Annotated in this window: 27 protein-coding genes; 19 read left to right on the forward strand and 8 right to left on the reverse strand. The window is 70.2% G+C overall.

Going from position 1 to position 25,286, the window contains the following annotated elements; genetic code table 11:
- Positions 1-507: 507 nt before the first annotated feature.
- On the reverse strand, positions 508-1,278 hold the full coding sequence (locus ACGFML_RS29110; RefSeq protein ID WP_393548573.1) for a ScbR family autoregulator-binding transcription factor: 771 nt from the start codon (positions 1,276-1,278) through the stop codon (positions 508-510).
- 184 nt (positions 1,279-1,462) lie between these two features.
- On the opposite strand from ACGFML_RS29110, the gene ACGFML_RS29115 reads away from it, so the two are divergent.
- The 4 genes from ACGFML_RS29115 to ACGFML_RS29130 all read left to right on the forward strand — a co-directional run bounded on the left by ACGFML_RS29115 (position 1,463) and on the right by ACGFML_RS29130 (position 4,898).
- On the forward strand, positions 1,463-2,089 hold the full coding sequence (locus ACGFML_RS29115; protein WP_393548574.1) for a TetR/AcrR family transcriptional regulator: 627 nt from the start codon (positions 1,463-1,465) through the stop codon (positions 2,087-2,089).
- A gap of 681 nt (positions 2,090-2,770) precedes the next feature.
- A complete protein-coding gene (locus tag ACGFML_RS29120) occupies positions 2,771-3,712 on the forward strand; it encodes an aminoglycoside phosphotransferase family protein (RefSeq protein WP_393548575.1) in 942 nt (313 codons plus the stop codon).
- A gap of 93 nt (positions 3,713-3,805) precedes the next feature.
- Complete coding sequence (locus tag ACGFML_RS29125) at positions 3,806-4,240, forward strand: GNAT family N-acetyltransferase (RefSeq protein WP_393548576.1); 435 nt, start codon at positions 3,806-3,808, stop codon at positions 4,238-4,240.
- 103 nt (positions 4,241-4,343) lie between these two features.
- Positions 4,344-4,898, forward strand: coding sequence for a hypothetical protein (locus tag ACGFML_RS29130; RefSeq protein WP_393548577.1), 555 nt, complete (start codon positions 4,344-4,346; stop codon positions 4,896-4,898).
- A gap of 252 nt (positions 4,899-5,150) precedes the next feature.
- On the opposite strand, the gene ACGFML_RS29135 is transcribed toward ACGFML_RS29130, so the two are convergent.
- A complete protein-coding gene (locus ACGFML_RS29135; protein WP_393548653.1) occupies positions 5,151-5,792 on the reverse strand; it encodes a GNAT family N-acetyltransferase in 642 nt (213 codons plus the stop codon).
- A gap of 392 nt (positions 5,793-6,184) precedes the next feature.
- Between ACGFML_RS29135 and ACGFML_RS29140 the strand changes: the two genes are divergently transcribed.
- Genes ACGFML_RS29140 through ACGFML_RS29155 form a run of 4 tightly spaced genes read left to right on the forward strand, consistent with a single transcriptional unit; the run spans position 6,185 to position 8,558 of the window.
- On the forward strand, positions 6,185-6,781 hold the full coding sequence (locus tag ACGFML_RS29140; RefSeq protein WP_393548578.1) for a TetR/AcrR family transcriptional regulator: 597 nt from the start codon (positions 6,185-6,187) through the stop codon (positions 6,779-6,781).
- A 25-nt stretch (positions 6,782-6,806) separates the two neighbouring features.
- Positions 6,807-7,496, forward strand: a complete 690-nt coding sequence (locus tag ACGFML_RS29145; RefSeq protein ID WP_393548579.1) for a VC0807 family protein — start codon at positions 6,807-6,809, stop codon at positions 7,494-7,496.
- Positions 7,493-8,332, forward strand: a complete 840-nt coding sequence (locus tag ACGFML_RS29150; protein ID WP_393548580.1) for an SDR family NAD(P)-dependent oxidoreductase — start codon at positions 7,493-7,495, stop codon at positions 8,330-8,332. The genes ACGFML_RS29145 and ACGFML_RS29150 overlap by 4 nt, the downstream gene beginning before the upstream one ends.
- Before the next feature lie 4 nt (positions 8,333-8,336).
- On the forward strand, positions 8,337-8,558 hold the full coding sequence (locus ACGFML_RS29155; protein WP_393548581.1) for a hypothetical protein: 222 nt from the start codon (positions 8,337-8,339) through the stop codon (positions 8,556-8,558).
- 297 nt (positions 8,559-8,855) lie between these two features.
- On the opposite strand, the gene ACGFML_RS29160 is transcribed toward ACGFML_RS29155, so the two are convergent.
- Both ACGFML_RS29160 and ACGFML_RS29165 read right to left on the reverse strand, forming a co-directional pair.
- A complete protein-coding gene (locus tag ACGFML_RS29160; protein ID WP_393548582.1) occupies positions 8,856-9,332 on the reverse strand; it encodes an ABA4-like family protein in 477 nt (158 codons plus the stop codon).
- On the reverse strand, positions 9,329-10,276 hold the full coding sequence (locus ACGFML_RS29165) for a hypothetical protein (RefSeq protein WP_393548654.1): 948 nt from the start codon (positions 10,274-10,276) through the stop codon (positions 9,329-9,331). The genes ACGFML_RS29160 and ACGFML_RS29165 overlap by 4 nt, the downstream gene beginning before the upstream one ends.
- Positions 10,277-11,084: 808 nt before the next feature.
- Between ACGFML_RS29165 and ACGFML_RS29170 the strand changes: the two genes are divergently transcribed.
- From ACGFML_RS29170 to ACGFML_RS29210, 9 genes are all read left to right on the forward strand, one after another.
- Entirely contained in the window at positions 11,085-11,771 is a 687-nt protein-coding gene (locus tag ACGFML_RS29170; RefSeq protein WP_393548583.1) for a hypothetical protein, read from the forward strand.
- A 75-nt stretch (positions 11,772-11,846) separates the two neighbouring features.
- Positions 11,847-12,317, forward strand: coding sequence for a hypothetical protein (locus ACGFML_RS29175; protein ID WP_393548584.1), 471 nt, complete (start codon positions 11,847-11,849; stop codon positions 12,315-12,317).
- Positions 12,318-12,480: 163 nt separating this feature from the next.
- Entirely contained in the window at positions 12,481-13,026 is a 546-nt protein-coding gene (locus ACGFML_RS29180; protein ID WP_393548585.1) for a hypothetical protein, read from the forward strand.
- 240 nt (positions 13,027-13,266) lie between these two features.
- Complete coding sequence (locus tag ACGFML_RS29185) at positions 13,267-13,995, forward strand: response regulator transcription factor (protein ID WP_393548655.1); 729 nt, start codon at positions 13,267-13,269, stop codon at positions 13,993-13,995.
- A complete protein-coding gene (locus tag ACGFML_RS29190) occupies positions 13,992-15,482 on the forward strand; it encodes a sensor histidine kinase (RefSeq protein ID WP_393548586.1) in 1,491 nt (496 codons plus the stop codon). Before ACGFML_RS29185 ends, ACGFML_RS29190 begins: the two co-directional genes overlap by 4 nt.
- A gap of 241 nt (positions 15,483-15,723) precedes the next feature.
- Positions 15,724-15,882, forward strand: coding sequence for a hypothetical protein (locus tag ACGFML_RS29195; RefSeq protein WP_393548587.1), 159 nt, complete (start codon positions 15,724-15,726; stop codon positions 15,880-15,882).
- Positions 15,883-16,054: 172 nt separating this feature from the next.
- A complete protein-coding gene (locus ACGFML_RS29200) occupies positions 16,055-16,501 on the forward strand; it encodes a hypothetical protein (RefSeq protein WP_393548588.1) in 447 nt (148 codons plus the stop codon).
- Positions 16,498-16,734 carry a hypothetical protein gene (locus tag ACGFML_RS29205; protein ID WP_393548589.1) on the forward strand — a complete coding sequence of 79 codons (237 nt, stop codon included), beginning with the start codon at positions 16,498-16,500 and terminating at the stop codon, positions 16,732-16,734. The genes ACGFML_RS29200 and ACGFML_RS29205 overlap by 4 nt, the downstream gene beginning before the upstream one ends.
- Before the next feature lie 224 nt (positions 16,735-16,958).
- Positions 16,959-17,711: a VC0807 family protein gene (locus tag ACGFML_RS29210; RefSeq protein ID WP_393548590.1), complete on the forward strand. Its 753-nt coding sequence runs from the start codon at positions 16,959-16,961 to the stop codon at positions 17,709-17,711.
- Here ACGFML_RS29210 and ACGFML_RS29215 read toward each other — a convergent pair.
- The 4 genes from ACGFML_RS29215 to ACGFML_RS29230 all read right to left on the reverse strand — a co-directional run bounded on the left by ACGFML_RS29215 (position 17,627) and on the right by ACGFML_RS29230 (position 21,897).
- Complete coding sequence (locus tag ACGFML_RS29215) at positions 17,627-18,169, reverse strand: GNAT family N-acetyltransferase (protein WP_393548591.1); 543 nt, start codon at positions 18,167-18,169, stop codon at positions 17,627-17,629. The two genes, ACGFML_RS29210 and ACGFML_RS29215, sit on opposite strands and share 85 nt — an antisense overlap.
- Positions 18,170-18,387: 218 nt before the next feature.
- Positions 18,388-19,368 (reverse strand): alpha/beta fold hydrolase, encoded by a 981-nt coding sequence (locus ACGFML_RS29220; protein WP_393548592.1) that lies wholly within the window; start codon positions 19,366-19,368, stop codon positions 18,388-18,390.
- 379 nt (positions 19,369-19,747) lie between these two features.
- A complete protein-coding gene (locus ACGFML_RS29225; RefSeq protein ID WP_393548593.1) occupies positions 19,748-20,443 on the reverse strand; it encodes an SDR family oxidoreductase in 696 nt (231 codons plus the stop codon).
- 494 nt (positions 20,444-20,937) lie between these two features.
- Positions 20,938-21,897: an endonuclease/exonuclease/phosphatase family protein gene (locus ACGFML_RS29230; RefSeq protein WP_393548594.1), complete on the reverse strand. Its 960-nt coding sequence runs from the start codon at positions 21,895-21,897 to the stop codon at positions 20,938-20,940.
- A 563-nt stretch (positions 21,898-22,460) separates the two neighbouring features.
- Between ACGFML_RS29230 and ACGFML_RS29235 the strand changes: the two genes are divergently transcribed.
- Both ACGFML_RS29235 and ACGFML_RS29240 read left to right on the forward strand, forming a co-directional pair.
- Entirely contained in the window at positions 22,461-23,852 is a 1,392-nt protein-coding gene (locus ACGFML_RS29235) for a serine/threonine-protein kinase (protein ID WP_393548595.1), read from the forward strand.
- 845 nt (positions 23,853-24,697) lie between these two features.
- Positions 24,698-25,039: a MerR family transcriptional regulator gene (locus tag ACGFML_RS29240; protein WP_393548596.1), complete on the forward strand. Its 342-nt coding sequence runs from the start codon at positions 24,698-24,700 to the stop codon at positions 25,037-25,039.
- Positions 25,040-25,286: the final 247 nt, after the last annotated feature.

Genomic DNA, 25,286 nt, shown 5'->3' on the forward strand with positions numbered 1-25,286 from the left:
TGCCGCGCCCGCCCGCGGCCGCCCTGTCCGGGCCCGCCAACAACACAGGTGTTCCGCGCCCCGTACACTCTGACCTCGCCGTCGGCGTCCTCCGGCGGGAAGTGAAAGACATCACATCACCTGGGGAAAGGCACTTCGACGTGACCACCGCGGAGAGCACTGGGGCTCCCATCTATGACGGCCTCGTCGAGGAACGGGGAGACGTCCCGGCCGAAGCCCGTACTGTCGCCGAACAGGCTCTGCGCAGCGCGGAGGAGGCTGTCGATTTCAGCGCCCTGAGGGGAGCGCCGGCGTAACCGGCCCACGCCGCGCGGACGAGGCACTGCAGGGAAGGCTCGCTGCGGGGAAGGCTCGCTGCGGGGAAGGCCCGCTACGGGGAAGGCCCGCTACGTCCGAAGAATTGCTGCGTGACCGGTCACCGGCCACGCCTTCGACCCGTTGCGGCCACCGCTGCGGCGGTACGGCTGTGCGCTGCCCGCTCCGCCCGTCGCTCACGGCGCTTCGGCGTCAGGCAATCCTTCTCAGCAGGGCGGAACCGGCGCCGTCCGCCTCGTTGCTGTGCCGGGTCCGGTGCAATTCACGGCCCCGGCCCGGGTGGAGGTCCGGCCACTTGCCAGGACCTGCGATCGAGGGCAGCAGGTGCGCGTAGTAGTTGGAGATCACCCGCTCCAGCTCGTCGCCCTCGCCGTCGGCACCAAGAATGGCGGCGCCGGCCAGGATGAGCATGACGGACTCGGAATGCTCTGCGGGCTGCACGTCGTCCCGCAGTTCATTACGCTCCTTTGCCTCGAAGAGCGGGCGGTTGACCAGCCTGGCCCACTCATCCCACACCGAGCCGAACTGATCCTTCGTCGAGCCCGTTGCCAGCCTCATGGCCGCGCGGAATCCCTGACTGTGCTGTAGGCAGTGGGCCGACTTCATGCCCACATCCACCCATTCCTGGATTTTGTTCTTCTGGGGTGCGGTGAGTTCGTCGAGGTCCAAGTCGTCGAGCAGGGTTTCCGCCACCTGTTCCTTGGTGGCGAAGTGGAAATAGAAAGCCCCCTTGGTGCACCCGGCGCGCTGCAGGATGTCGGCGATCGTGGCCCCGCCGAATCCGTGTTCCGCGAACTTTTCGGCCGCCGCGGCCAGGATCGCCTGTCGCGTCCGGATCGCGCGGTCCTGCTTCGCATACGTCCGAAGTGCTCGCTCGTGCATTGCGCCCCCACCATCCATCGCGACGGTTGAGGGGTGGCGGGGCGAAGATCCTTCGATGCGCCCCCGCTTCTGGCGGCGCATCGCCCCACCTCCCCCTCTAACGCTTGAAATCCTGCATTAAGAGTTGGGTCACGCTATCGTGTGTCCAAGCGCATGTGCAACACGAAAAACACCTGCAGGCAAGGGAGGTAGCACCGGGTGCGTGGCTGACGACGGCTCCGGCAACGTCGGCCGTGTCGGCACCGGGTGACGGGCAATCATGGCAATGCAACAGCGGCACGGCACGGCGCGCCCCGGTGGCCGTACGGCGCAGGTGCGCCAGGCCGTACTCGACGCGGCGTCCGAGCTGCTTGAGGGGCACGGGTTCGGGAAACTCAGCCTCGATCTGATCGCGCGCCAATCCGGGGTTCATGAGACGACGCTCCGCCGGCGCTGGCGTACCGTCGAGGGAATAGTCGCGGACCTGCTGGAACTGCATAAATCGACACTCCCGGCGCCCGACACCGGATCCTTCCGTGAAGATCTGCACGCGCTTGCACGCGTGATTCTGAAATTCCTCGACAGTCAGCGCAACCGCCATCTCGTCGAAGGAATGGTCGCGGCGGCGGCCCGCGATCCCAGCCTGGCCGAAGCCATCGGGGATACGTACACCGCCCGCATCGAGCAGGTCACGGAGCTCGTGAACCGGGCGATGGAGCGGGGCGAGTTGGGACCGGACACCGACGCCGCTGCGGTGATCGCCGCGCTCAGCGCACCGTTCTACTACCGGCTCCTCATCACCCACCGCCCCCTCGACGACGAAGTCGCCCACTTCAGCGCCGAAGCCGCTTACCACGCCGCCATGGCAGGAGCCTTCAGCGTCCCGGGCGCGGAGACACCAGTCGCCGGCTGAGAGGCGCAGCCGAGGAGGCCGGAGCGGGCTGGGCAACCCTCTTGGCCTGCGGCTCGGCCGGGCGGAGCTGCACCGTCGGTCCGATCACGGTGATCGGCGTCGGGTCCGTCGGGCTGACCGTTGTGTACGCGGGGCCGGTCAGGCCTTGGCGTGCCCTGGACGGGACGTCGACCGGCCGGTCTTGTGGCCTCCGCCATGTGTCATGCCGTCAAGTCGCCTCTGTTCAGGCTGTTCAGGCTGTTCAGGCGCTCTTGGGACGGCTTCCGGCGCTCGGAGGGTTGCGGCTGTTTCCCGGAACGTCCCGGCGGTACCCGTGCCCCACACGGGCTCCGTTGCTTCCTCGGCCTCCCGGCGGCTGCGCGGCTGTACCGCGCCGCCGCGGGTGGCCGGGTGCGGTGCCCGAGGGTGCCGGGGCTGCTCGATGGGACGGTGACGGGCGTTCGCGTCATCCGGGGATATGCAGAGCCGCCCGCTTGGTTTTCCCCACCAGGCAAGGTGCGGACCGCACCTCGATCACCGTTCACGATCACCGTTCACGATCACCGTTCACGATCAACGTTCACGATCAACGTGGCTCCGGTCGGGGATGCCCTTGTCTGCCCGAATGCCGCGTGACTCTCCTCGTGACGACTGCTTCCGACTCGAGGCCGGTGGGCCATTGGCTGCGAGTAGAGTGCGCTGATGATCCTGGTCCCGGACACGTTCGCACAGGGCACCGTCGAGCGCGAAGGGGAGCCCGGAGCGACGTGGCTCGCCCAACTGCCCCAAATCGTGGACGAGTTGCCGGCACGCTGGGAGTGTGTGCCGGACGGCGACGTCATGCACGGGGGCGTCGGGGTCATCGTCCCGGTGCGACGGCGGGCCGAGGAGGCCGCTGTGTTGAAGGTGTCGTTTCCGCATCCTGGCAACGTCCACGAGCCGGACGCATTCGCGGCATGGGGCGGGCGCGGAGCTGTCCTGCTGCACGAGCGCGACGGCGAGAACTTCGCGATGCTGCTCGAGCGGGTCCACACATCGACCCTGGCGGAGGTCGAGGACGGCGATGAGGTGGTGACAGTGGCGGCGCGGATCAGTCGCCGCCTTGCCGTCCCCGGGCCGCCCGGACTGCCCCGGCTGCGGGACCAGGCCGACGCCTGGGAGGAGCAGCTGCTGAGGGATGCTGAAGAACTGACGCTCACGGTCTCCCGCTGCGTCGTGGACGCCGCTGTGGCGACCGTTCGTGAGCTGGGCCACAGCCAGCCGGACGTTCTCATCCACGGCGATCTGCATGCCAGGAACATCCTGCGCGCCGACCGCGAGCCATGGCTGGCCGTCGACCCCAAGGGGTACGCGGGAGACCCCGCCTACGACGCCGGCGTGCTGCTCATGTCGCGCGCGTTCACCCTCCTCGAAGCGGACGATCCGGGCAGGGCTGCCCACCGCGTTCTGGACGTCTTCGCCGAGGTCGCGGAACTCGATCGAGCACGCGTCCAGCGCTGGGCCCAACTGCACGCCCTCCAGGCTGCGTTCTGGGGGCGTCGGCACGGGTTTCGCATGGTCCGCAGCGGATCACAGGTGGACCGGCTCACCGAGTTCGCAGACCGGCTTGCGGAGTTGCTCATGGAAGGTGCCGCGATCGGTTGAGCTCTGCCGGGGCGTAGGACGCCTACGGCCTGCACGGGCTACGGGCCGGCTGTCCCAGACTCCGTGGGGCACCCGTCGGTACCATGCAGCACCATGATCACTACCCGCAGGGAAGACGGATACGAGATCACTACCGATCCGGACCGTCTCGACATCGGTTTGGTCCACCACTGGCTTTCGACCGATGCCTTCTGGGCGCTGGGCCGCAGCCGCGAGACGGTCGAGCAGTCGGTCCGTGCCTCTCTCAACTTCGGTCTCTGTGACGCCCGCGGTGACCAGGTGGCTTACGCACGTGTCATCACAGACTCGGCGACCTTCGCCTGGCTCTGCGATGTCCACGTCGACCGTGCACACCGCGGCAAGGGCCTCGGCACTTGGCTCGCCACCGCGATCCGTGACCACCTGGCTCCCTACAACCTGAAGCGGATATTGCTGTCCACCCTCGACGCGCACGAGGTCTACGCCAAGGCCGGCTTCATCCCCTTCCCCGATCCGCACCATCTGATGATCATGAGGTCCCCGGAGTGAGCGCTGGCAGCAGGCGCTGACCCTTCTGCAGCGCCGTCATTTCGAGCGGTGGGGGGCGCCCCATACACATCACGTTGGACCACACCGCATCGAGGATCAGCCTTTGACCCCGTACTCCCTGGCGTTCTACGTGGACGTCGTCACCACCGGCACCGTTCTCGGCGTGCGTCCGACGGACTCTCCCGACCGGGTCACCGAGGCCCTCGGGCCGGACTTCGGCGAGAACAGCCTCGGTGACCGCAGCATGTGCCGTGACTACGGCCTGGCCGAGTTCGTCTGGGACCGCGCTTCCGCCGACCGGCCCTGGTCCGGCCACCACTTCACCCTGCAGGTGCACAGGTTGGCCTCCGGGGGACGCACGCTGGCCAATGAGAGGTTCCGCGCCCGGTACGGGCGCTTCGCTCCCAGGCTTCGGTTCGAGAAGGTGCAACGCCTCGTGCGCCGGCGTGGTGTCCCTCTGCTGGAGATCCCGGAAAGCGCGGCGAACGCACCGTACTACCGGACGTTCTGGCAGCCCGATTCCCAGGTGGCGGTCTCCGTCATAGGTGTCTGCGGTGAGTACGCCACACCGGACAACCTACGGGTCGGCGACGTATACAGCATTCATGCCTCGATGACTGCCGACGAAGTGGAGTGGCGGAGGGCGCGGGTCCGATAGGGCCGGAGCCGACCGGGTCGGATTGCCGATTCGCGCAGTATGGGGCCCTGCCCCCTCGCGCACGCTCGGTCACGACAACAGGGCCCAGTTGCAGGGGTGTTGAGGACCGGCTCGGCCGAATTCCGGCTCACCGCGTAGCGGCCGCGGCGAGTCGGGCGACTCCTCCTCCGGGGCGGTTTCGGGCTCGAGTGAAGGTGCCTCGCGAAGTCGACCGCGAGCGCGCCCCTACGGACCGAGGACCGCAAATATGCCCTACCGACCGAAGAAGCCCCGGCACGGTTCAAGGGCGTGGATCTCGACCGGAACCGCGCGGTGCGCCTGCCAGCGCGCACGATCGAGGCGCAGTCGTTGCACAGTACGGGCTGTCCCTTGCACGGACGCCACGGTCACGCCGTCCGGAAGGTAGCCGAGCTTTTCCGAGACCCGGAGGGAGGCGGGATTGTCGGTCATGGCGGCGGAGGCCACGGCAGTTGCGCCGAGTCCGGCGAAAGCCAGGTGCAGCACCGCTGCTCGCATCTCCGTGCCGATCCCCTGGCCCTGGTGGCCCTGTCCCAGCCACGAGCCCGTTTCGGCCTCCTCGGCTACGGCGAAGTCGGCAGCGGTGAGGTCCTGGCGTCCGACGACCTTGCCGTCGCGGAGCACGGCCAGGCTGAGCGTCCACGCCCGCTCGTGCCAGTGCGCGATGGTGCCGAGGAGATGCTGGAACGTCGACCGCCCACGCTCTTCCGGGCTCGCGTCGGTCCACGGCACCGTGAACGGCATGCGCCCCGCGTCGTGTACTCCGCCCGCGGCGACCGCAGCCAAATCGTCCAGGAGGTTCAGGTCGGGCAGCCGCAGCTCAAGGCGTGGTGTCGTGATCCGGAGCCGGTACAACGGCCATGCAGAAGCTGTCATGACAGGAGACTGCCAACGGGGTGTGTGCACGTCCATTGAATTACCGCGATGCGGAGCGCCATCCCCTGCATCGCGGGGACCGCGGTACGGCCCGCCTGCGCGGGCTGATGTCCATCGTGGGGATGGGCATCGGCATGGGGGTGGGCATGGGCATGGGCGCGGGCGCGGGCATCGCGCGGGCGCGGGCATGGGCGCGGGCCTCACTCCGGGGATCGCAGCAGTCGGATCGCGCACCACCTCCGCAACGAGGAGGGCGGTTCCGGCGCACCGCCCGGCATGGCGGTCGACCGGTCGCAGCGGGCTCCGGTGGGTCTCGGTGGCAGTGCGTGTCGCCAGAATGATCCAGGTGAGGTAAATTTGATTCGCATAGATAAAAAAGAGAGTGAGGTGCCATGGAGCGGACGTTCACCAATGCCGCGCGGCGAGCCCAGATCGTGCAGGCGGCGATCGACACGATCGCCGAACTGGGCTATGCCAAGGCGTCGTTCGCCCGGATCACGGAACGGGCCGGGCTGCGCAGCCCACGGATGATCTCCTACCACTTCACCGACAAGGACGACCTCATCCACCAGATCGTCCAGGAGGTGTTCGTGGCCGGAGCCGAGTTCATCGGCGCCCGTATGGCGGCCGAGGAGACCGCGGGCGGCAAGCTGCGCGCCTATCTGGAGGCCAATCTGCAGTTCCTGCGCGAGCACCCGCAGGAGATGTCGGCGCTCACCGAGATCGGACCCCATGTGCGCGACGACACCGGTACGCCGTACACCTCTCGGAGCGCTCAGGAGCCCAGCGTGCGGGGACTGGAGACGCTGCTGTCCGACGGGCAGCGCGGCGGGGAGTTCCGTGCGTTCGACCCCCGGTCGATGGCGGTGATGATCCGCGCCGCCGTCGACGCCGCGGCGCAGCGGCTGCGTGGCGAACCGGGCCTGGACTTCGACGCCTACACCCGCGAGCTGGTGACCACCTTCACGCTCGCCACCCGCCCGAGTTGAACCGCGCCCTCAGAAAGGTCTTGTCGTGTCCGAGAATCCCGGCGAACGCCGTTCCGTGCAGGCTCGCAGGAAGCTCCACCGCGTGCTGCTGATCAACGTGGTCGCCCCACTGGTCGTGTTCTACGGTCTGCGCCGGCTCGGGGCGGACCAGTTCCTCGCGCTGCTCGCCGGCGCCGCCCTCCCGGCCGTCGAAGCCGTGCACGGCGTCGTTGCCCGACGTCGGGTCGGCGGGCTGCAGATCTTCATGCTCGCCACGATGGCCTTGACCGTCGCCATGTCCTTCGTCACGGGCAGCCCGCGCGCGATGCTGATCCGCAACGGCTGGGGGATGGCCGCGCTGGGGGGATGGATGCTGATCACCCTGCTGTCCCGACGACCGTTCCTCTACGAGGCCGCCAGGGTCGTCCTCGACGAGGACAGGCGACGGACCTGGCGACTGAACTGGGAGCGCCATCCGCCGTTCCGGCGTCTGCTGTGGGTCTGCAGCGCGTTCTGGGGAGCGGCGTGCCTGGTCGACACCGTTCTTCGGGTCGTCATGGCGATGACCCTGCCGATCGACCTGGTGCCGATCCTCGATGACGCCCTGCTGGCCGCCACTGTTGTGGTGATCCTGCTCTTCCAACGGCTCCACGGACGTTCCTTCCTGCGCCGTCACGGACTGCGCCGCGACGGAGTGCAGATACTTCCCCGCCACGTCGAGGAGCCGGCCCGGTGACCGGCCGGGTCGCACTGATCACCGGTGGTGCCGGAGGTATCGGTGCGGCGACTGCCGCACGTCTCGCCGCTCAGGGAGCCCATGTCGTCGTCGCCGACGTCGATGCCGCTCGCGGCACGGACGTCGCCGAAGCGTGCGGCGGGCTGTTCGTCCGTACCGATGTCGGCACGGTGCGGGACAACGCACGCGCGGTGGCCAGAGCCGTGGGGGAGTACGGCCGGCTGGACGTCGTGGTGCTCAATGCGGCAGTTCCGGGGCAGTGCGGGCTGCACGACTTCACCCCACGGCGGTACCGCAACACCATGCGGACCAATCTCGACGGCGTCGTCTACGGCATGCACGCCTGCCTGGCCCAGCTTCGCGGGCAGCGCTCCGGGGACATCGTCGTCACCTCCAGCATCGCCGGACTCACGACCTCGGCCGACCTGTTCTACGCCGCGGGCAAACACGCCCTCATCGGTCTGGTCCGCTCGGCCGCGCCGCTCCTGGATGGGGACGGCGTGCGGATCAACGCCGTCTGCCCCGGACTGGTGGACACCCCCGTCCTCGCGCCATGGCGAACCACCCTGCACTCGCATGGGCTCCGGCTCGCCGCCCCGGAGGAAGTCGCCGTAGCCGTCGAAACCATCCTCGCTGACCGCCACACCGGGCGGACCTGGGTCGTACAGGCAGGCCGCCCCGCCGCTCCGATCGACGCCCCCGACATTCCACTCGCAGTGGGGAACCCCGAGGATCCACTACCCGACACACCGGGCCTGGCCGCGCCGCTCCCGGGCCGGAGCCCGCTCCGCCACGCCTCCCAAGACGCGCGGGCCGGCCGTCGGCGGCAGGATTGACGGTATGGATCCCCGCCTGCACGTGACCGTCCAGCCCCCGGCCTCCGGCGGTGGCCGCCGGGTCCTCATCGACGGACGGGACCTGGGGGTCGCCTACCGCACGGCGGATCTCCTGGAGTTTCTGCGCTGCGCGGGCCTGGACCGGGACCGTTTCGACCTCAACGACGAGGCGCAGTTCGACTGGCGTGAGGGCGGCCCCGAGGTGTGGGGGATCCCGCCGGACTGACCGGACTGACCGGACTGACCGGACTGACCGGACTGACCGGACTGGCCATGCGCCGCAGAGCGAGGGCCGCCGAATCCTCGCCTCACGTGCCGTGCACCGGCGGTAGACACCGCACCGACGCTTCACCCCGGTCAACCGGCCCGGACGGCAAGGCGTTCGGCGAGGGCCATCGGCCCGGACCGCGGCCATGTGTCGGCCCCGGTGGCGCGCACGGCCGGGACGCGAGCCCCGACCGTGCGCGGCTCGGTCACTGCCCCATCGATCACGTCCCCAGAGGGCTACCGAAGGCTTTTCCTGTCAAGGAGTGGAAGGTCGTCGGTGCGTACCGTCGTGGCCGTGCGAGGCTCGGCGCTCCCTGAGTCGGACGGCCGCGCGCACGCCGAGGAAGAGCAGTACGCCGATGGGGGAGAGCAGGACCGTCAGTACCAGCAGGGGTCCCATCGCCAGCGGAGAGATCCGCAGCGCACGGGCCTCGCGGTACATCCACTGCCCCAGGAACAGATCCCAGGCGATCACCTGTGCCCAGATCGCGCCCGCCCCGCCGTCGAGCCGCAGCAGTTCCTGGAACCCCGCCAGATCGGGGTGGCTGACGGCGGCCCACAACTGCGGGAACACCGGTACGGCCAGGGCGAGATAGACCGCGATGACCGGCACCATCGGGAGCGGCGAAGCGGCGATCCGGTCGGTCCAGCGCCACCCCGGGGCGAGGATCAGCAGCGCCCAGAACGGTGCCGCGAAGGCGAAGGCCAGGTCGAAGAGGACGTCGTTGCTCATGCCGTGAACTCCGGTGCGGTGATGGGGGAGGCGGACTTGTCGGTCGTGTGCGAGGGACGGGGCGGGGTGCCGACTGTGTCGGCGGCCGCGGGGCGGCGCAGTGCCGCGTACGTCCCGATGGCCGTGGCCACCACGACGGCCCCCAGCGCACCGAGCGTCACCCCGTCCGGGCGGATCAGCGCCTGACCGCGCAGCGCCTGCCAGGTCACCACCGCCAGCAGCGCGGTGGCGAAGCCGGCCGCGACCAGTACCAGGCGCAGCCGTACGCGTTCGGACCGCAGCCGGGGGAACCGTCCGGTCAGCGCCTCCACCGCGTACAGGAACAAGGGCAGCGCCTGGAGTGCGTGCATGCCGACGAAGTGCGGGATGCGCAGATCGCCGCCGGTGGTGTTCCAACCGGTCAGTGGCATGGCCGGGCCGCCGTCCGGGACACCCACGCTGTGTGCGCCGACGACGGTGCGCAGCGCGCCCGCGGCCTGTTGTTCGGGCGTGGGCAGCACCATCAGCCCGCCGAGCAGCAGCCCCACCAGCGCGATCAGCGCGCCGAGGCGGATCGCCCAGGTCGCGGCCCGGTCGCCGAGGCGGGTCCGGAACAGCAGCAGCGCGATGACCAGGGTGCCCACCCACAGGACCACGATCGTCAGTCCCATCGTGACGAACAGGGCCCGGTCCAGAGGGGTCTCGATATTGAAGTGGCTGCGCCGGCCGCGCGCTGCCTGGCCGGTGATGATCGCCATTTCGACGAGTCCGGCCGCCACGACGGTGTGTGCGGCCCAGGTGCCGATGCGGCTCGGAGCCCGTCGGGACAGCATCCAGGCGAGAGTCAGCCCGTAGGCGGCGAACGAGACCGCGAACTTGAACGGCTTGAACCAGATCGGCGCTCCCACCAGTACCCGGTCGTCGGCGATCAGCCCGACGGCGGCCACGACGGCCAGTGCGGCCATCGCCCAGGAGAAGGCGAGCAGTGAACGATATCTGGACATGCGGATCCCCTAGCAGTATGGATAGTGGCACTTTCCACTAACTGATAGCTGGACTATCCATGATGTGGGTCGGGAAGGCAAGGCCGGTGCCGGACAAGGGTGTTGAGGTATGGGTGCGTCGGCACCAGGTGCGCGGCAGGGGGGCGGCGGTTGCACGCCGGGCGTGCGTCGTGAGGCGGGCCGGGTGATGGACGGGGCAGGGCCGCTCGGTCGGATGGGGGGCGTCGGCCCCGAAGAGGACCGGGCGTCGGCCCCGAAGAGGGCCGGGTTTCGGGCCCGCCTGCGCTCAGGCGGGCCGGCTACGTGCGCAGCTGGAGTGGCTGCATGTGTCCGCGGGAGCCGCCGGGAAGGACCACGTCCCCGTTCCCGTCGATCGTGCCGAGCCCGCCGCCGCGATGCGTGCCGGCGACCCGGCGCGGTTCCCCTCACGGAGGTGCCGCCGGTCCGGGCGCATGTGCCTGCCGCTTCGTCCTGGGCGTGCAGCGGTGGTGCCTCTTCCGGGGTCCGGAGGTACCGGACCGGCGACCCGCTCGCCCCCTTGCGCTCCCCCAACTCCCGCTCCTGACATGTCCTTTCCGCCGTGCGGCGACGTCATATGGAGGCGGTTCGTCAGCACCCGGTCCGATACCACCTGGTTCGGCCGTGTCCGGTTCGGCCGTGCCCGGCACCCCGCGGACGTTGTCGGGCGCGCGCGACGCACCTACCTGATGGAGTGGAATTCGCGGAACCGGAGACCGGTCACCCGCAGGCACGCCACACACTCGTCGACATGGCCGAAGAACCCGAACCCGCGCCCGGCCTCGTGCCCGAACCCGCGCCCGATGTCCGGCCCAACACCGTCGACGAGCCGGTGCAGGAGCCCTCCCCGGAACCGGCCGGCACGAGAGACACCCCCACCGCGGGGCGGCGCCTGGGACGCTGGATGACCGCCCACTGGTGGACCGGGATCGGCGGCGTGGTCGGCGTCCTCGCGCTCGTCGTGGGGCTTCTCGCCTGGCTGCTGCCCGTCGGCGGTGACTCCGGTGACGAGGCGGGCAACGACCGGGGCGCTCAAGAGGCGCAGGCCGAGGAGCGCTGGAGCTCTCCCCTGAGCCTGGGCAACGCACCGCTCGACCTCGACACCATCCCGCCCACCCGGCACAGCGACCGCGCGTCCAGCGACATCTGGGTCAGCACCGTCGATGCGTGGTCGACGGATCGGGTGGCCGTGTCGCCCGGCAGCCTGAGCGCCGTACGCAGGTGGCGAGGTGCCGATGAGCCCTCTCTGGACGCGTGCCGGGGCGAACTGCGCCGCCCGACCGAGGACCCCGCACAGGTGAAGTACGGCGAGTTCTTCTGTGTGCGGACGAGCGAGGACCGGATCGCCGTGATCGCCGTCGAGTCCATCGACAAGGACACCTCGGGCGCGGTGGGATGCACCCTGGACGTGACGGTCCTCAACAAACATGCCGGGTGACCGGCCATGCCCGGCCCACCTCCGCCGGAGCGCCGCCGCGCGGGAGGATGGCGACGGCAGAAGTGGAGCGGCTGCGTGTCCGAGGGTGACGGTATGGGGTTCGAGGCGGCTACCGGTGCCGGTCGTCCGCCGGCCGGTACGGCCGGGGCGAGGGAGGCGGCGGTCCGCGTGGCGTTCGAGGGGCTGCTGCAGATCCGTCGGCTGATGGGCACCGGGGCGGCCGATCCTCTTGCGGTGCCTGCCGAGTGGGAGCTGCGCCAAGCGGTCCGTGCTGTCGCTCTCGGCCTGGAGGCGGCGGGAATCGCGCCGTCGGCGGTCGACGGGGACGGCCGGCGGGTGGCCACGGGGTACTGCGTGTCCCGGGCCGCGGCGCCCGCAGTGGCGCAGGTCGAGTGGGTGGGGCCGGCCGGGAGCGGCGCCGCGTACGAGGAAGTGGACGCGCTGCGGCGCTGTGCGGAGGCACTGCACCGGCTGGGCTGGCAGACGCTGGAGTACCGGGGGCCGCGCCGGCGCCGCCACCTCGAAGTGGAACCGCCGCGACGGTAGGCACCGGCGACGAAGCCGGGCAGCTCCTTCCGTACGGGAGAGGCCGGTTGAGGCCGTGAGGCCGGTGAGGCCGGTTGCCCAAGTCCCGGCCCCAGCCCGCCGATGCGGACAACTCTCGTTCGACGGGGCTCTTTTCCGCATAGGGGCGATATAAGGTCTGATCATGTTCAAGTCAGGTGTGGGGTTCTTCGCGCTGTTCGGGCTCGGTTGGTGGCTGCTCGGCACGAGCGCATTCGGCGGGCCGGCGCGCATCGTCGTGGTCGTGGTCGGCTGTGCGGTGGCGGTGGCGCTGATGCTTGCCGCACGCCGATTCCTCCCCTCGTCGGCAGGCGGGCCGTTCCCCGCCGACCGGCGTCGGCGGTTCCAGCAGATCAACGCCCTCCAGTGGCTGCTGATCATCGCCATCGCCGTGGTGTGTGGCCGTGCCGGGGTTCCGGTGCTCATCCCCCCGCTGGTCGCGGTTGTCGTCGGGCTCCACTTCCTGCCGCTGGCGGCGGTGTTCGGGCAGGCCCGGCTGCGGGTGCCGGCGGCCCTGCTGACCTTGGCAGGTGGGGCAGGCATGACCGTGTGGTGCACGGACGGCCCGGACGAGAGCGTTCGCCTCGTGGTGGGGGGCATCTCCGCCCTCGCGCTGTGGGGCACGGCGATCTGGACCGTGGCGGGGTCGGCGTCCGCCGCCGGGCCCGGTGTGCCGGAAGAGGCATCTTGAGCGGTGTCGACCGGCGGGCCCGCTGACGGTGCGGCCACCCGGCATGCGGCATCAGAGGTGCGGGGCGCGCGGTGGGTCGTCGCGCAGATCGGACACAAAGCGCCTCCGTAGCGGATCACGCCGATCACGCGCATGGCGCGGATCAGCGGCTTCGCCTTCCGTCCGGCGGGCCCGAGCTGGGTGGCGCAGTGGGCCGTGGTGCATGATGCGGGAGCGGTGAAGGGACGGGCGGAGGCGGCAATGGGCGGGACGACCAGCTGCGGGCGGGTCTTGCTGGTGGACGACGACATCGCGATCCGGCGGTCGTTGGGCCGTGGTCTGCGGTTGAACGGGTTCACGGTCGACCTGGCGGAAGGGGGCCGGAGCGCGCTGGCGAAGGTGGCCGACGAGGCGCCGGACGTCGTGGTCCTGGACATCTCGATGCCCGACCTGGACGGCATCGCCGTGTGCCGGAACCTCCGGAGGGACGGCAACGACATACCGGTGCTGATGCTGTCCGCACTGGACGAGGTGGCAGATCGGGTGGCCGGGCTCCAGGCCGGGGGAGACGACTACCTCGTCAAGCCCTTCGCCCTGGACGAGCTGGTGCTGCGGCTGCACGCGCTGCTGCGCCGGCGGCCACCGGCAGCCACCGACGCCGTACGGGTCGGGGGCCTGTGGCTCGACGTCGCGGCGCGCGCCGCCCGTCTCGACGACACGCTGGTGGAGCTGACCCGGCGCGAGTTCGAACTGCTCGAAGTACTGGCCCGCAACGCCGGTCTCGTCCTGACCCGCGACCAACTGCTGGAGCGGGTGTGGGGCTACGACTTCGAGGTCCGCACCGATGCGGTGGACACCTTCGTCAGCTATCTGCGCCGCAAGCTGGAGGCGGGCGGACGGCCCCGGATCGTGCACACCGTGCGGGGCGTCGGCTTCGTCCTGCGTGACGACCAGGGGAGCACAGGCGGCGAGCGGGAGCACCGGTCGTGAGGCTGTCCACCCGGATCGCGATCGTGGTGGGGGCCGTGGTGCCCCTGCTGGTGGTGGCCGCGGGCTGGGTGCTGGTCGGCCTGGTCGGCAAGGATCTGCACAAGCAGGCCGACGAACGGCTCGGTGAACGCGCCCAGAGCGTCGCATCCGCGGCCCGCGGCCTGCTCCGCGCCAGTTCCCAGGACCGGCCGCGCATCGAGCAGGCCCGCCAGCGCAAGCTGTTCACCGCGGCCCTGGACATCGGCATCCGCCTGACCGGCCCGGACGGCACCGTCATGGACGGGCCCCAGCCCGACCCCGCCGTACATCTGCCGGCCCGGACGCGGCGTCCGGCCACGGTCCGCTCCCGTGGGAAGACCTGGCGTGCCCTGGCCGTCCCGGTGGGCACCGGCCGGGCCGGGGTCCAGGGGACGCTGTGGTTGTTCTCCCCGGAGGCCGCGAACCAGGCGCAGATCCAGCTCGTACGCGGCCGGGTGATCACCGTCGCGCTGCTCGCCGCACCCGCCTCCGCGGCCCTGGCCTGGGCGCTCGCCGCCGGTGCGGCCCGGCCGCTGCGCCGTCTCCAACAGCGCACCAGCGGCCTCGACCCGCGCACCAGCGCCGCCCGCCTGACGCACACACCGACCCGGATCACCGAGGTCGACGACCTCGCGCACACGTTGCAGACGGTCCTCGTCCGTTATGACGAACAGGCCACCCGCACCGCGGAGGCGCTGGCCACGGCCCGTTCCTTCTCGGCCGCCGCATCGCACGAGTTGCGGACCCCGCTGATGAGCATGCAGACCAACCTCGACATCCTCGACGCCTTTCATGACCTCGACCCCGCCGACCGGGCGGAGACGGTGGCGGATCTGCGGCGGGGGCACGCACGTCTGCTGGGGTTGCTGGTGATGCTGCGGGCGCTTGCGCAAGGTGACCTGGTCGAGGCGGACGCGTTCGCGCCCGTCGACCTGGCCGACCTGGCGGATGCGGCCGTGTCCGACCTGCGCCGCGCTCATCCCGAGGCAGAGGTGACGTTCGACAGTGAGCCGGGCTTGACGGTGCACGGATGGCAACCGGGGCTGCGTTCGCTGCTGGACAATCTGCTGGCCAACACCCTGGCGCACGGCAGGTCCGCGGACGGCAGGGCGCAGGTCGCCGTGCGACTGCTCGCGGCCGGCGACCGCGACGCCCCGACGGCCGTCCTCACGGTGGACGACCAAGGGCCCGGCGTGCCGCCGGAACAGCGGCAGACGATCTTCCAGCGGTTTCACCGTCGTTCCGACAGCCCCGGATCGGGTCTGGGCCTGACACTGGTCGCCCAGCAGATCGACCTGCACCGCGCGCGGCTGCGCGTGTTGGACGGACCCCGGGGTCGCGGGGCCCGATTCGAGATCGCCTTTCCCCTCGCACACCCGGGCCGGCCCGGCGTGGTGGTGCCCCAGCACCGGGACTGGCTGTCGGACACCGCAAACGGGCGACAGGAATTCCACAAAGTACGTCCCTAGCGTCCTCCTTGCGCGCGGCACCGTGTCCGCTCGCCACGAGGAGGAATCCATGCGCACCGGCAACATCGCACCCCTGCCCAGGCCATGGAGTGCTGCCGGGCCAAAGGCCCGCGGGCTACTGGGCCAAGGGCATGGGGCCTCTCCCCGTCGAGGGTGCGCGCCCGCACCGACCGTCGGCCACCCCAGCCATCCAGTCACCGGCCCCGACCGGGTGCCGTGCCCGCCACGATGTGGCCGCGCCATGCGGGGTGAATCGCGGCGGGCCTCCTCCGTCGCCACCGCGCTCGCCGGGGCCGGCCTGGCGGTGGCGCTCTTCGTCTGCGGTGTCCTGGTCACCGCGGACACCAGCGGGGTGCGCGTCGAGGGGCCCGTTACGAGCACCACCACCTCGCCTCGGTGAACCCGGGGACCACCCGCTACCCGGGCCGGTGGGCACAGGGGACGGGTGACCAACGCCAGATCCGGGCTCACAAAGAAACCACAAGAACCGCTTCTACTTTCCCTCTCATGCCGCCCGCCACTGGGGCGGGCCGCCGGCAGTATCCGGGCCGTACCGAGAACGGAGACACCTCATGCAGCGTCGCACCGCGACCATGACCGCGGCCTTCGCGGGCCTCATCCTTGCCACAACGACGGCCGCGGCGCCGTCCTACGCGGCCGGCGGCGCGAGCCCGGCCACCACGGCCGCCGCGGCCACACAGGCCAAGGGCCCCAAGGGCGACGGCGCGAAGAAGCTGTGCCACCGGGTGCCCAGGCTGGAGAAGCGCATCGACCGGCGCATCAAGCGCATCGAGGGGCCCGTCGGTAGGCGCGGCTCCGTCAAGTTCCTGGAGCGGCGCATCGCCAACGCCAAGAGGGCCGACCACGCCGCCATCGCCGCGTTCCTCGGTGACCGCCTCACCACCCGCAAGGGCCTGCTGACGACACTCAAGGAGAAGAAGCCCGACCTGAAGGACGTCGCCACCTGGTGCAAGGCGAACAACGGCGGCGCGAAGGACAAGGCAGCCCCCACGTCATGACCACCCGCCGACTCGTGCCCGTACTGATGACGGCCGTCCTCGCCCTGCCGCTCCTGGCCACCACGGCCTGCTCGTCGGTCGCCCCTCCGGACCGGGCAGCCCCAGCCGCATCGCGCAGCAGCTCCCCGACCACGCCGGACCAGCTCGGGCAGATGCGGCAGAAGGTCGACGCCGCCGAGCGTGCCGCCGATGCCGCGGACGCCAACGGCAGCGCCGACACCTCGGGAGGGTGACACCTGGCGCCTCCGCCGCGGGCAGATGTGCAGCGGCGGAGGCGCCGGCACTCCGGCTCCGTGCGTCGGGCCGAAGGCGTCCTCCACCCGATGGTGGAGGCGGGTGGAGAGCGCCCGCCCGGGGACCGGCCCTGGGGCCGATGCTTGTCCACCCGCCCGGCCCGTAGCGTCGATGCAGGTCGTCGAGGCGCCGGAACGTCCGGTGCGGACCGCTGGAGACCCTCATGGAAGCTGTGGAGTTGCGCGGCGCACACAGGTGGCGCGGAACGATCGTGCCGCTGATCATCAACATTCTGGTGCCGCTGGTCGTCTACTACGTACTACGGGCGCTGGATACCGCCCAGTGGCTGGCCTTACTACTGAGCTGTGCCGTACCGGCGGCGCATGCTCTGGTGACAGCGGTGGTGCGCCGACGCGTCGACGTCTTCGACCTCCTGGTGGTCGCGCTGCTCGCGGCCTCCGCGGCCACCTCGCTGATCAGCGGCAGCCCGCGGGTGCTGCTGCTGAAGGACGCCGCTCTGCCCGCCGCCCTGGGGGCGTGGATCCTCGGCTCGCTCTTCACCTCCCGGCCGTTCCCGTTCCACTTCGGGCGCCGGCTGCGCGGGCCGAGCTGGGCAGCGGAGGCGGAGCGCGCCTGGCGCGAGGTGCCGGACTTCCGGGCCGCGCTGCGGGGGCTGACGGTGCTGTGGGGCAGCGCGCAGTTGCTCGATGCGGTACTGAGCACCGGGGAGGCACTGGCCCTGCCCGTCGATGTCGTGCCGGTGATCGGCAGAATCCAATCCCTCGCGATCCTCGGCCTGGTGGCGGTGCTCACCGTGCGCCGCAGTCGCGCGTTCGGTGCCAGGAACGGAGTACCCCTCTTCGGGCTGCGGGTCCCGGCCGCGCTGCCGGGTCAGCCCACCCTGCGCGTGGCGACGGCCGCGGAGCCGGAGCCGGTGGTGGCCGGGACCGGGACCGGGACCAGTGCCTTGGCGTAGCAGCGGCTGAGGGCGTCGAACCGGTAGCGGCCGAACCTCGCACACGGCTCGTATCCGCTCGAGACGTAGAGCGAGATGGCTTCAGGCAGCCTGGTGCCGGTCTTCAGGATCATCCGGGTGCGCCCCGCGCCGCGGGCGTCCTTCTCGAGCGCGGCCAGGACCAGCCGGGACAGCCCGCGGCCCCGTGCCTCCGGGACGACGTACATGCGCTTGATCTCCGCGTCGCCGTCCGTGTGCGCGTGCTCGTCCTCGTTGTGCGAGCGCCAGCCGCCGGTCGCCACGGGGGTGCCCGCGGTGTCGTAGACGGCGAGGTAGAGGCCGTGCGGCGGCTGGAACATGCCGGGGGCGAGAACGGTGACGTCGCCCTCGTTGCCGTATCGCTCGGCGTACTCGAGCTGGACGCGTTCATTGAGCCGCACGGCGTCGGGATGGCCGAAGGACACGGGGCGGATATTCATGCGTTGAATCGTACATCTATGCAGTACGTCCATGTAGTACGTCTAGTACGTCCATGCGGTACGTCCATGCAGTGCATCTATGCGGTGTGGTGGATGGATGGCATCGCATGCGGTCATCGCTGCTCCCGAGCGCCCGCCGGCAGATTCTCCGCCGCTTCCGGGCGCTCGGTCCGGCCGCGCGGCCTGGCCGCTGTCCAGCTGTTCAGCTGTTCAGCTGTTCAGCGGGGCAGAGAGGCGAGCCACTCCGTCAGGAGCTGATTCACCTCGGCCGGACGTTCCTGCTGGAGCCAGTGGCCGCAGTCGTCGAGGATGTGGGAGGAGCGAAGGCCGGGCAGGGTGGTGGGGTATACCGCGATCGCGTCGGCCATCCAGGTGGTGGAGGCGTCCTGGCTGCCGCCGATGAACAAGGACGGCTGAGTGACAGGGGCACCGTCGAAGCCGGCGAACTCTTCCCAGTCCCGGTCCATGTTCCGGTAACGGTCGAGCGCTCCGCTCAACCCGGTCCGCTCGAACTCCCCGGCGTAGACGTCGAGGTCCTCCTCGCTGAGCCAGGCGGGCCGCCGACCGACGGGGAATCGGTCCCGCAGCGTCCCCCCGGGGCTGACGAAGTGCGGGTCGGGTGCGCCGGGCGCGGGCATGGTGTCGGCGGACATGGCAGCGTAGAAGCCCCCGAGCCAGCCGCGCACGTCGGGTTCGATCTCGGCCTCCGCGCGGCCCGGCTCCTGGAAGTAGGAGACGTAGAACTCCTCGTCGCCACCCATGCGCGCAAAAACATCGCTGGGCCTGGGCCCGCCGCGTGGGGCGTAGGGCACGCTCAACAGCCCCACCGCGCGGAAGACGTCCGGCCTGACCAGGGCGGAGTTGGCGGCGATGGTCGAGCCCCAGTCGTGGCCGACGATCACCGCGGATTGTTCGCCCAACGCGTGCACCACCGCGACGTTGTCGTCGATCAGGTCGAGCATCCGGTACGCCGACGCACCCTGGGGCCTGGACGAGCGACCGTAGCCGCGGACATCGACGGCGACCGCCCGGAATCCGGCTGCGGCCAGCGCCGGCAGCTGATGGCGCCAGGAGTACCAGGATTCAGGAAAGCCGTGCACCAGCAACACCAGCGGCCCGGAGCCCTGCTCCACCAGGTGGATCCGGCCGGCGGGCGAGGGGACCGTTCGGTCGGTGAATCCCGTGGCCTGCTGTGACATGAATCCTCCTGGCTCGAACCGCTACAAGACGAGGCGCCGGAACCAGCTCGGCCCCGGTCCGCCTCCTCAGGGCTGATCTTGCGGGCCCGGCGGGAAGAGCGCGAGGTTCCTTGCCACTTCGGCAAAACCGGCCGAGGAGGGCAAGGACAGGGACGGCGTGCGCGGCACCATGGAGCATGACCCCACGATGCGCCGCATCACGGAGCACGACCCCGCGATGCGCCGCATCGCGACATGGCGCATCGCGGTGCCTGCCTGGAAGCGTCCGGCTCACCACGTCAGCGGTCACCCGCCCGGTCGGCTCCACGTGGCTCCACGCGGCTCGCCGTCGCGCCTGCGGGCAACTCGGAGCCACCAACAGCTTCCGGGGGCGAGGCGATCAGCGCAGGGTGTAGCCACCGTCCGGATACAGGGTGGCGCCCGTCGTGAAACCGTTGGTGAAAAGGAACAGCACGGTCTGGGCGATCTCGTCCTCGGTGCCGAGTCGGTGAAGAAGCGTGTCCCGGCGGTACTGCGCGAAGGCCGCCTCCCGGTCCTGCTCCGTACGGTGCGCCCACAGGTTCCCGTCGATGGTGCCGGGCGAGACGACGTTGACACGGACCGGTGCCAGTTCGACGGCCAGGCCCCGCCCAAGCCCTTCGATCGCGGCATTGCACGCCGCATAGGCGGGCGCGGCGGCCGGCGGGCGTGCACCAGCGGCGCCGGACATCAGGACGATCGATCCGTCCCGCGCCAGCTTGGGGGCGGCGTGCTTGGCCGCGTGGTATTGGCCCCAGAACTTGGAGACGAAGGGGCTCTCGGCGTCCTCGTCGCTCAACTCCCGCATGGGGCCCACGCGGTAGGAAGCGGCGGAGGTGAACAGGTGGTCGACGCGGTCGAGTTCCGCGAAGAAGGAGGCGAGTGAGGAGCGGTCCGTGGTGTCCACGGTGCGCCAGGTCACGCGATCGCCCAATTCCTGTGCTGCGGCGGCGAGACGTTCCCGGGTGCGCCCTCCGAGGACGACGTCGGCGCCGGCGGCGACCGCCTGGTGTGCGACGCGCAGGCCGATGCCTGAGCCCCCGCCGATCAGGACCACTGTGCGTCCTCGAAGTCCTCGAAGCCCTCGAAGGGGCTCCGGATCGGCAGGGCCGTGGAGGGGGGAGGGCGTCTCCTGCATGGCGTCTGGCTCCGTGCTGTGCTGGGGTGTGCATTCCGGGCTGTGTATGCCGGGAGGTGCATCCGGACGGTTCATCTACACGCCTCAGCACGCCAGTTGCTCCGGATATTCCCCTTCCCGCGGTCGTCCGGCAGGGAGGGGGCGGTGCCCCGGGAGGGCTGCAACAGCGGCTCGAAGACCGCGGTCGCGCCCTCCCGTGCTTGGTCTGCGCGATCAGATGGCTACGAGGCCACAGATCTGCACCGCCCACCCCGCCTGCGCGCTCCGTCCCGATTGCGCTGGGCCGGGCCGGTGGGTGTGTTCCGTCCCGTCTCCCGGGCCAACCTCACCTTGGGCAAGGGGAGATGGCCCGGAACAGCGGTGGGCTCCCGGGCGGGGGCACTCTCGCTGCTGCGCCGGCGGGCGTGGGTTGCTCAGCGACGGAAGGTGGTGACGACCGCCAGGTGGTCCGAGGGCCAGTCCGAGCCGCCACCGAAGGTCTGGGACGTGGCGGGCTTCAGCGAACCGCCCTTGTGCAGGATGAAGTCGATGCGGTCCTGTGGCTCCGGCTTGTTGTCGTAGTCACTGTTCTTCTTGGTCACGGGAGACCAGGTGTTGCCGGGCTCGTTCGCGGGGCTCGGGTGCAGTTCACGGTAGGAGTCCTTGAACCCCTTGTCCGCGAATGCCTTGGTCGCGGGCCATTCGACCGTCGAGTTGCAGTGCTCGGACTTGGTCTCCTTGGTCCAGTCCAGGTGGGAGGGCGTGTTGAAGTCTCCCGCGACGATCCCCGGGGCCGAGCCGGTCCACTTCGCTATGTCCTGGGCCTGGGCCTTCCGGCTGGCCTCGTCGGCGTATATCTGCTCGTAGCTGTCCTGGTCGAAGCAGGCGTTGTACGGGCCGTACTTCGTGTAGTCGAGGTGAATCGAGTACACCCACACGCCCTCGATCTTCGCGGCGATCGCCTTCGCGCCGGAGGACTCCTTCGAGAACGAGTCGGTCTTCTCGATCGGCTTCCTGCTGACGAGGTCGACGTCCGTGCCACTGGCCGTGTGGTATTTCCACCCCAGTTTGCCCGCGATCTCCTTGGCGACCGGGCTGGAGGACTCCTGCAGGGCGACGACATCGGCGCCGGAAGCCTTGACCTGCCGTGCAATCTTGTTGACCCCGTCCGAAACCTTCGCGCCACCGTGCCAGGTGTTCAGACTCATCACCTTCAGCGACTGCGGGGACGCGCCCCCGCCCGTGCCGGTCCCGCCCGTGCCGGTCCCACCGGTGGAGGCCATCGCGGTCGCCGCCACGGCCAGAGTCGCCACTCCGCCGGTCAGGCCGAAGACGAGGCGTCGCCTGTTCCTCGAGTGGTTCGGGTCGTTCGAGTGCTTCGCGCTCCTGCTCACGTGGTGCTCGTTTCTCTCGTATGCCGGAAGAACCGGCAGTTGTGGGGGAAGGGGCCGGGCGATGGTCGTGTCACTGCCCATGAGGCTCCCGTCCACCGCCTCTTGCCGGAGGCCGAAGGCCTAAACCGGTTTCCGCGCCGGGCGCGGGGGTCTGTTGCAGGGCTGTGACAGTTGATATCTCGACGCAACATGTATGAACAAGTTGTGGAACCCGTGCATGCACGGCGCAGCCGTCGGCAACAGGCCCCATGGGCGGGGAGCCCTGCGGGCCGGAAGCGGAACGCGGCGTCGGTGGGCAGCTCGCGTTTCTTTTGTTGCAGGTAGAAGGCATGTCATGCTGTCACTTGGCCCCGATGCGGCGGGTCTGCCGATGCCCCGTGCCGGCTGGCACCGCGCTCGCAGACTGCGCCACGGGCCACCTCACTCGGACTGGAAGCGGTCGCCGAAGCAGGTGCACTGTGCACAGATCCCGAACAGCTGGACCGGCCCTTCACAACGCGGTGAGGGCCGGCCTCCCCGGGCGCTCCGCGACGCCCCGCCCCCACGACCAGAAAGCGGACGACATGCGACCGGTAGGCAGCAAATACCTGCTGGAAGAGCCGCTCGGACGCGGCGCTTCCGGCACCGTGTGGCGAGCCCGCCCCACCGACGCGCAGGAGGGGCCCACGGACGATGAAGCGGCGAGCTCAACAGTCGCGATCAAGGTGCTCAGGGAAGAGCTGGCCGGCGACCCCGACGTGGTGCTGCGCTTCCTGCAGGAGCACTCCGCGCTTCGTCGTCTCACCCACGCCAACATCGTGCGCACCCGCGACCTGGTCGTCGAAGGCGACCTGCTCGCTCTCGTCATGGACTTCATCGACGGCCCCGACCTGCATCGATACCTGCGAGAAAAGGGCCCTCTGGATCCGCTCAGGGCGGTCCGGCTCACCGCGCAGATAGCGGAAGCCCTGGCCGCCAGCCACGCCGACGGCGTGCTGCACCGCGATCTCAAACCCGCGAACATCATGCTCGCCGACACGGACACGGACACGGACACGGACACGGACACGGACACGGACGACGCCGGCGAGATACGGCCGATGCTCACGGACTTCGGCATCGCCCGGCTGGCCGACGCCCCCGGCCTCACCCGCACTCACGAGTTCGTCGGCACGCCTTCGTACATCGCACCCGAGACCGCGCTGGGACATCAGCCGACCTCCGCCGTCGACGTCTACAGTGCCGGAATCCTGCTCTACGAACTCATCGCAGGGCACACCCCCTTCGCCGGCGGCACCGCCCTGGAGGTACTCCACCGCCACCAGAGCGAGGAACCCCAACGCCCCACAGGGTTCCCCCCACCGGTATGGACAACCGTCGAGCACTGCCTGCGCAAGGACCCCCTCGAACGCCCCAGCGCCGCAAGCCTCGCCCGCGCCCTGCGCGCCATCATCGCGGAGTCCGACGAACCGGCCCTGCTGAGCGAGTCGACAGCTGACGCCGCCACGCTGCTGCCTCCGGACCCGCACCCCACCCTCCTGCGCGGCGCCGCCGCGCCGGCGGGGGCGGAACGGCTCCTGCACACCGACACCGCCGCCGGCCCCGCAACGGCCGGCGGCAAAGGTGCCACGGCAGCATGGGGTGACGGCCGACCGCAGGCGCACGACGAAGAGGGATTTCCCGATTCCTCCAGCCTTCCGCCGCACTGCCCGCATTGCGGCGCTGCCCTGTCGGCCTCCCAGGCAGGGGCTGATCACCACACATCGCCGACCCGCCCCGGGAAGGCCGACCGCCCCCGCCGCATCCTCCTCAAAGCCGCGCTCGCACTCGCCGTGCTGATCCTCCTCGGGGGCGTGGCCGTCTGGAAGATTCCGCCTCTGCACGACTGGGTGACCCACGGCGGGACCATGAGCCACCAGATCGGCCACTGGTTCACGAGCCTGAAGCACTGGGCCGCATCGCTCGGCGGAAGCTGACCGACCCGCGCGGGGACATGCCCTCAGGAGGTGCGCTGCGACGGCGGACGGTATCGGCGAAGCGGCTCTCGACGGGCTCGAGCTGCGGCTTTGCCACGCAGGCCCCCACCCCTCGGTCCCCACCCCTGCCCTCCTCTCGCCTCCTGGCCGAAGGGAGGCCCGCGCTGCGGGCCGGGCTCCGGCGTGCCTGCCCTGCGCGCAGGCGGCGGTCGGGTTCCAGGTCGAAGTGCATCTGCGCCGGCTCGGACCGGCCGGAACCGCCACGGAAGTGGTGTGTCAGGCCACCGGACCTGGACCACGCAGGGGGCTCTTCCGGGAATGCCCAGATCAGAACCCCCAGGTTCGACGCAGGAGAAAATCTGTCGTGGCGCGAGTAGACATGTGGGCTTGGCAGGGGTTAGCGTCTTCCTTGTAGCCAAGAAGTCCAGGAGGACGCGGCAGACACGAACTGCCGCGCAAGCAGTTCAAGCAGGAGCGGAACGGCAGTGGAGTGGCGGGGCCGGATGTGATGGGTCTCCTCGCTGGCTGCCGGGCCGAGCGGCCCCAGGGGTCGCACACGCAGTACCCGCAGGATCCAGCAGTACGACCGATTGACGAACGAGGTAAGGAGCAGACGCCATCAGGATCGCCCGGGCGAGGTAGAAGCCGCTCGGGTACCGCAGGCCCCAGAACGGAAGGTGGTCCCCGGTCACGCATTCGCGATCCCCGCTCCTCTGCCCTCCCAGGCGGACCAGCGGAAAAAGACGGCCGACGTAAGCCAGTCGGCAGATGGTGTTGAAAGCTCGGGGCCCGGGTGCCGGTAAGGCGCCCGGGCCCCTCGATGCGTCCCTGGAAGAAGAGGTTCTATGCCCCCTCGCAGTACCCCCGTCGACCGTCTCGAGGACGACGACTACCCCGCCTACACCATGGGTCGGGCCGCCGAGATGATCGGCGTCACCCCTGCCTTCCTCCGCGCCCTCGGCGAGAACCGCCTGATCGCCCCGCTGCGCTCGGAGGGGGGTCACCGCCGATACTCCCGCTATCAGCTGCGCATCGCGGTCCGGGCCCGCGAACTTGTCGACCAGGGGACCCCGGTCGAGGCCGCCTGCCGCATCGTCGTCCTCGAGGACCAGCTCGAAGAGGCTCAGCGCATCAACGAGGAAATGCGCGGGGAGGGCGAAGTCTCCACCGCCGGCGAAGGCCCCTGAGCCGGAACAGCAAGAGCGCGACCCGGCAACCTGACTGCCGCCCGAGCCTGCGGCGCCGACGAGTAAGTACCCGCCGCAGGCTCGACGACGGGGCGTCCGCCGGCCGGACGCAGATATCTATTGTCGCCGTTGCAGAAATGCGAGAAATGGATGGTGAGCGGTTCTGGCCCGGAGGGGCAAGCCGGAAAAGCTATAGCGCTGGTCGTCTTGGCGCATGCTAGGCTGACGTCAGTTGCAGTTGTGGTTC

The sequence above is a fragment of the Streptomyces sp. NPDC048650 genome, assembly GCF_043199095.1.
In the GTDB taxonomy this organism is placed as follows: Bacteria; Actinomycetota; Actinomycetes; order Streptomycetales; family Streptomycetaceae; genus Streptomyces.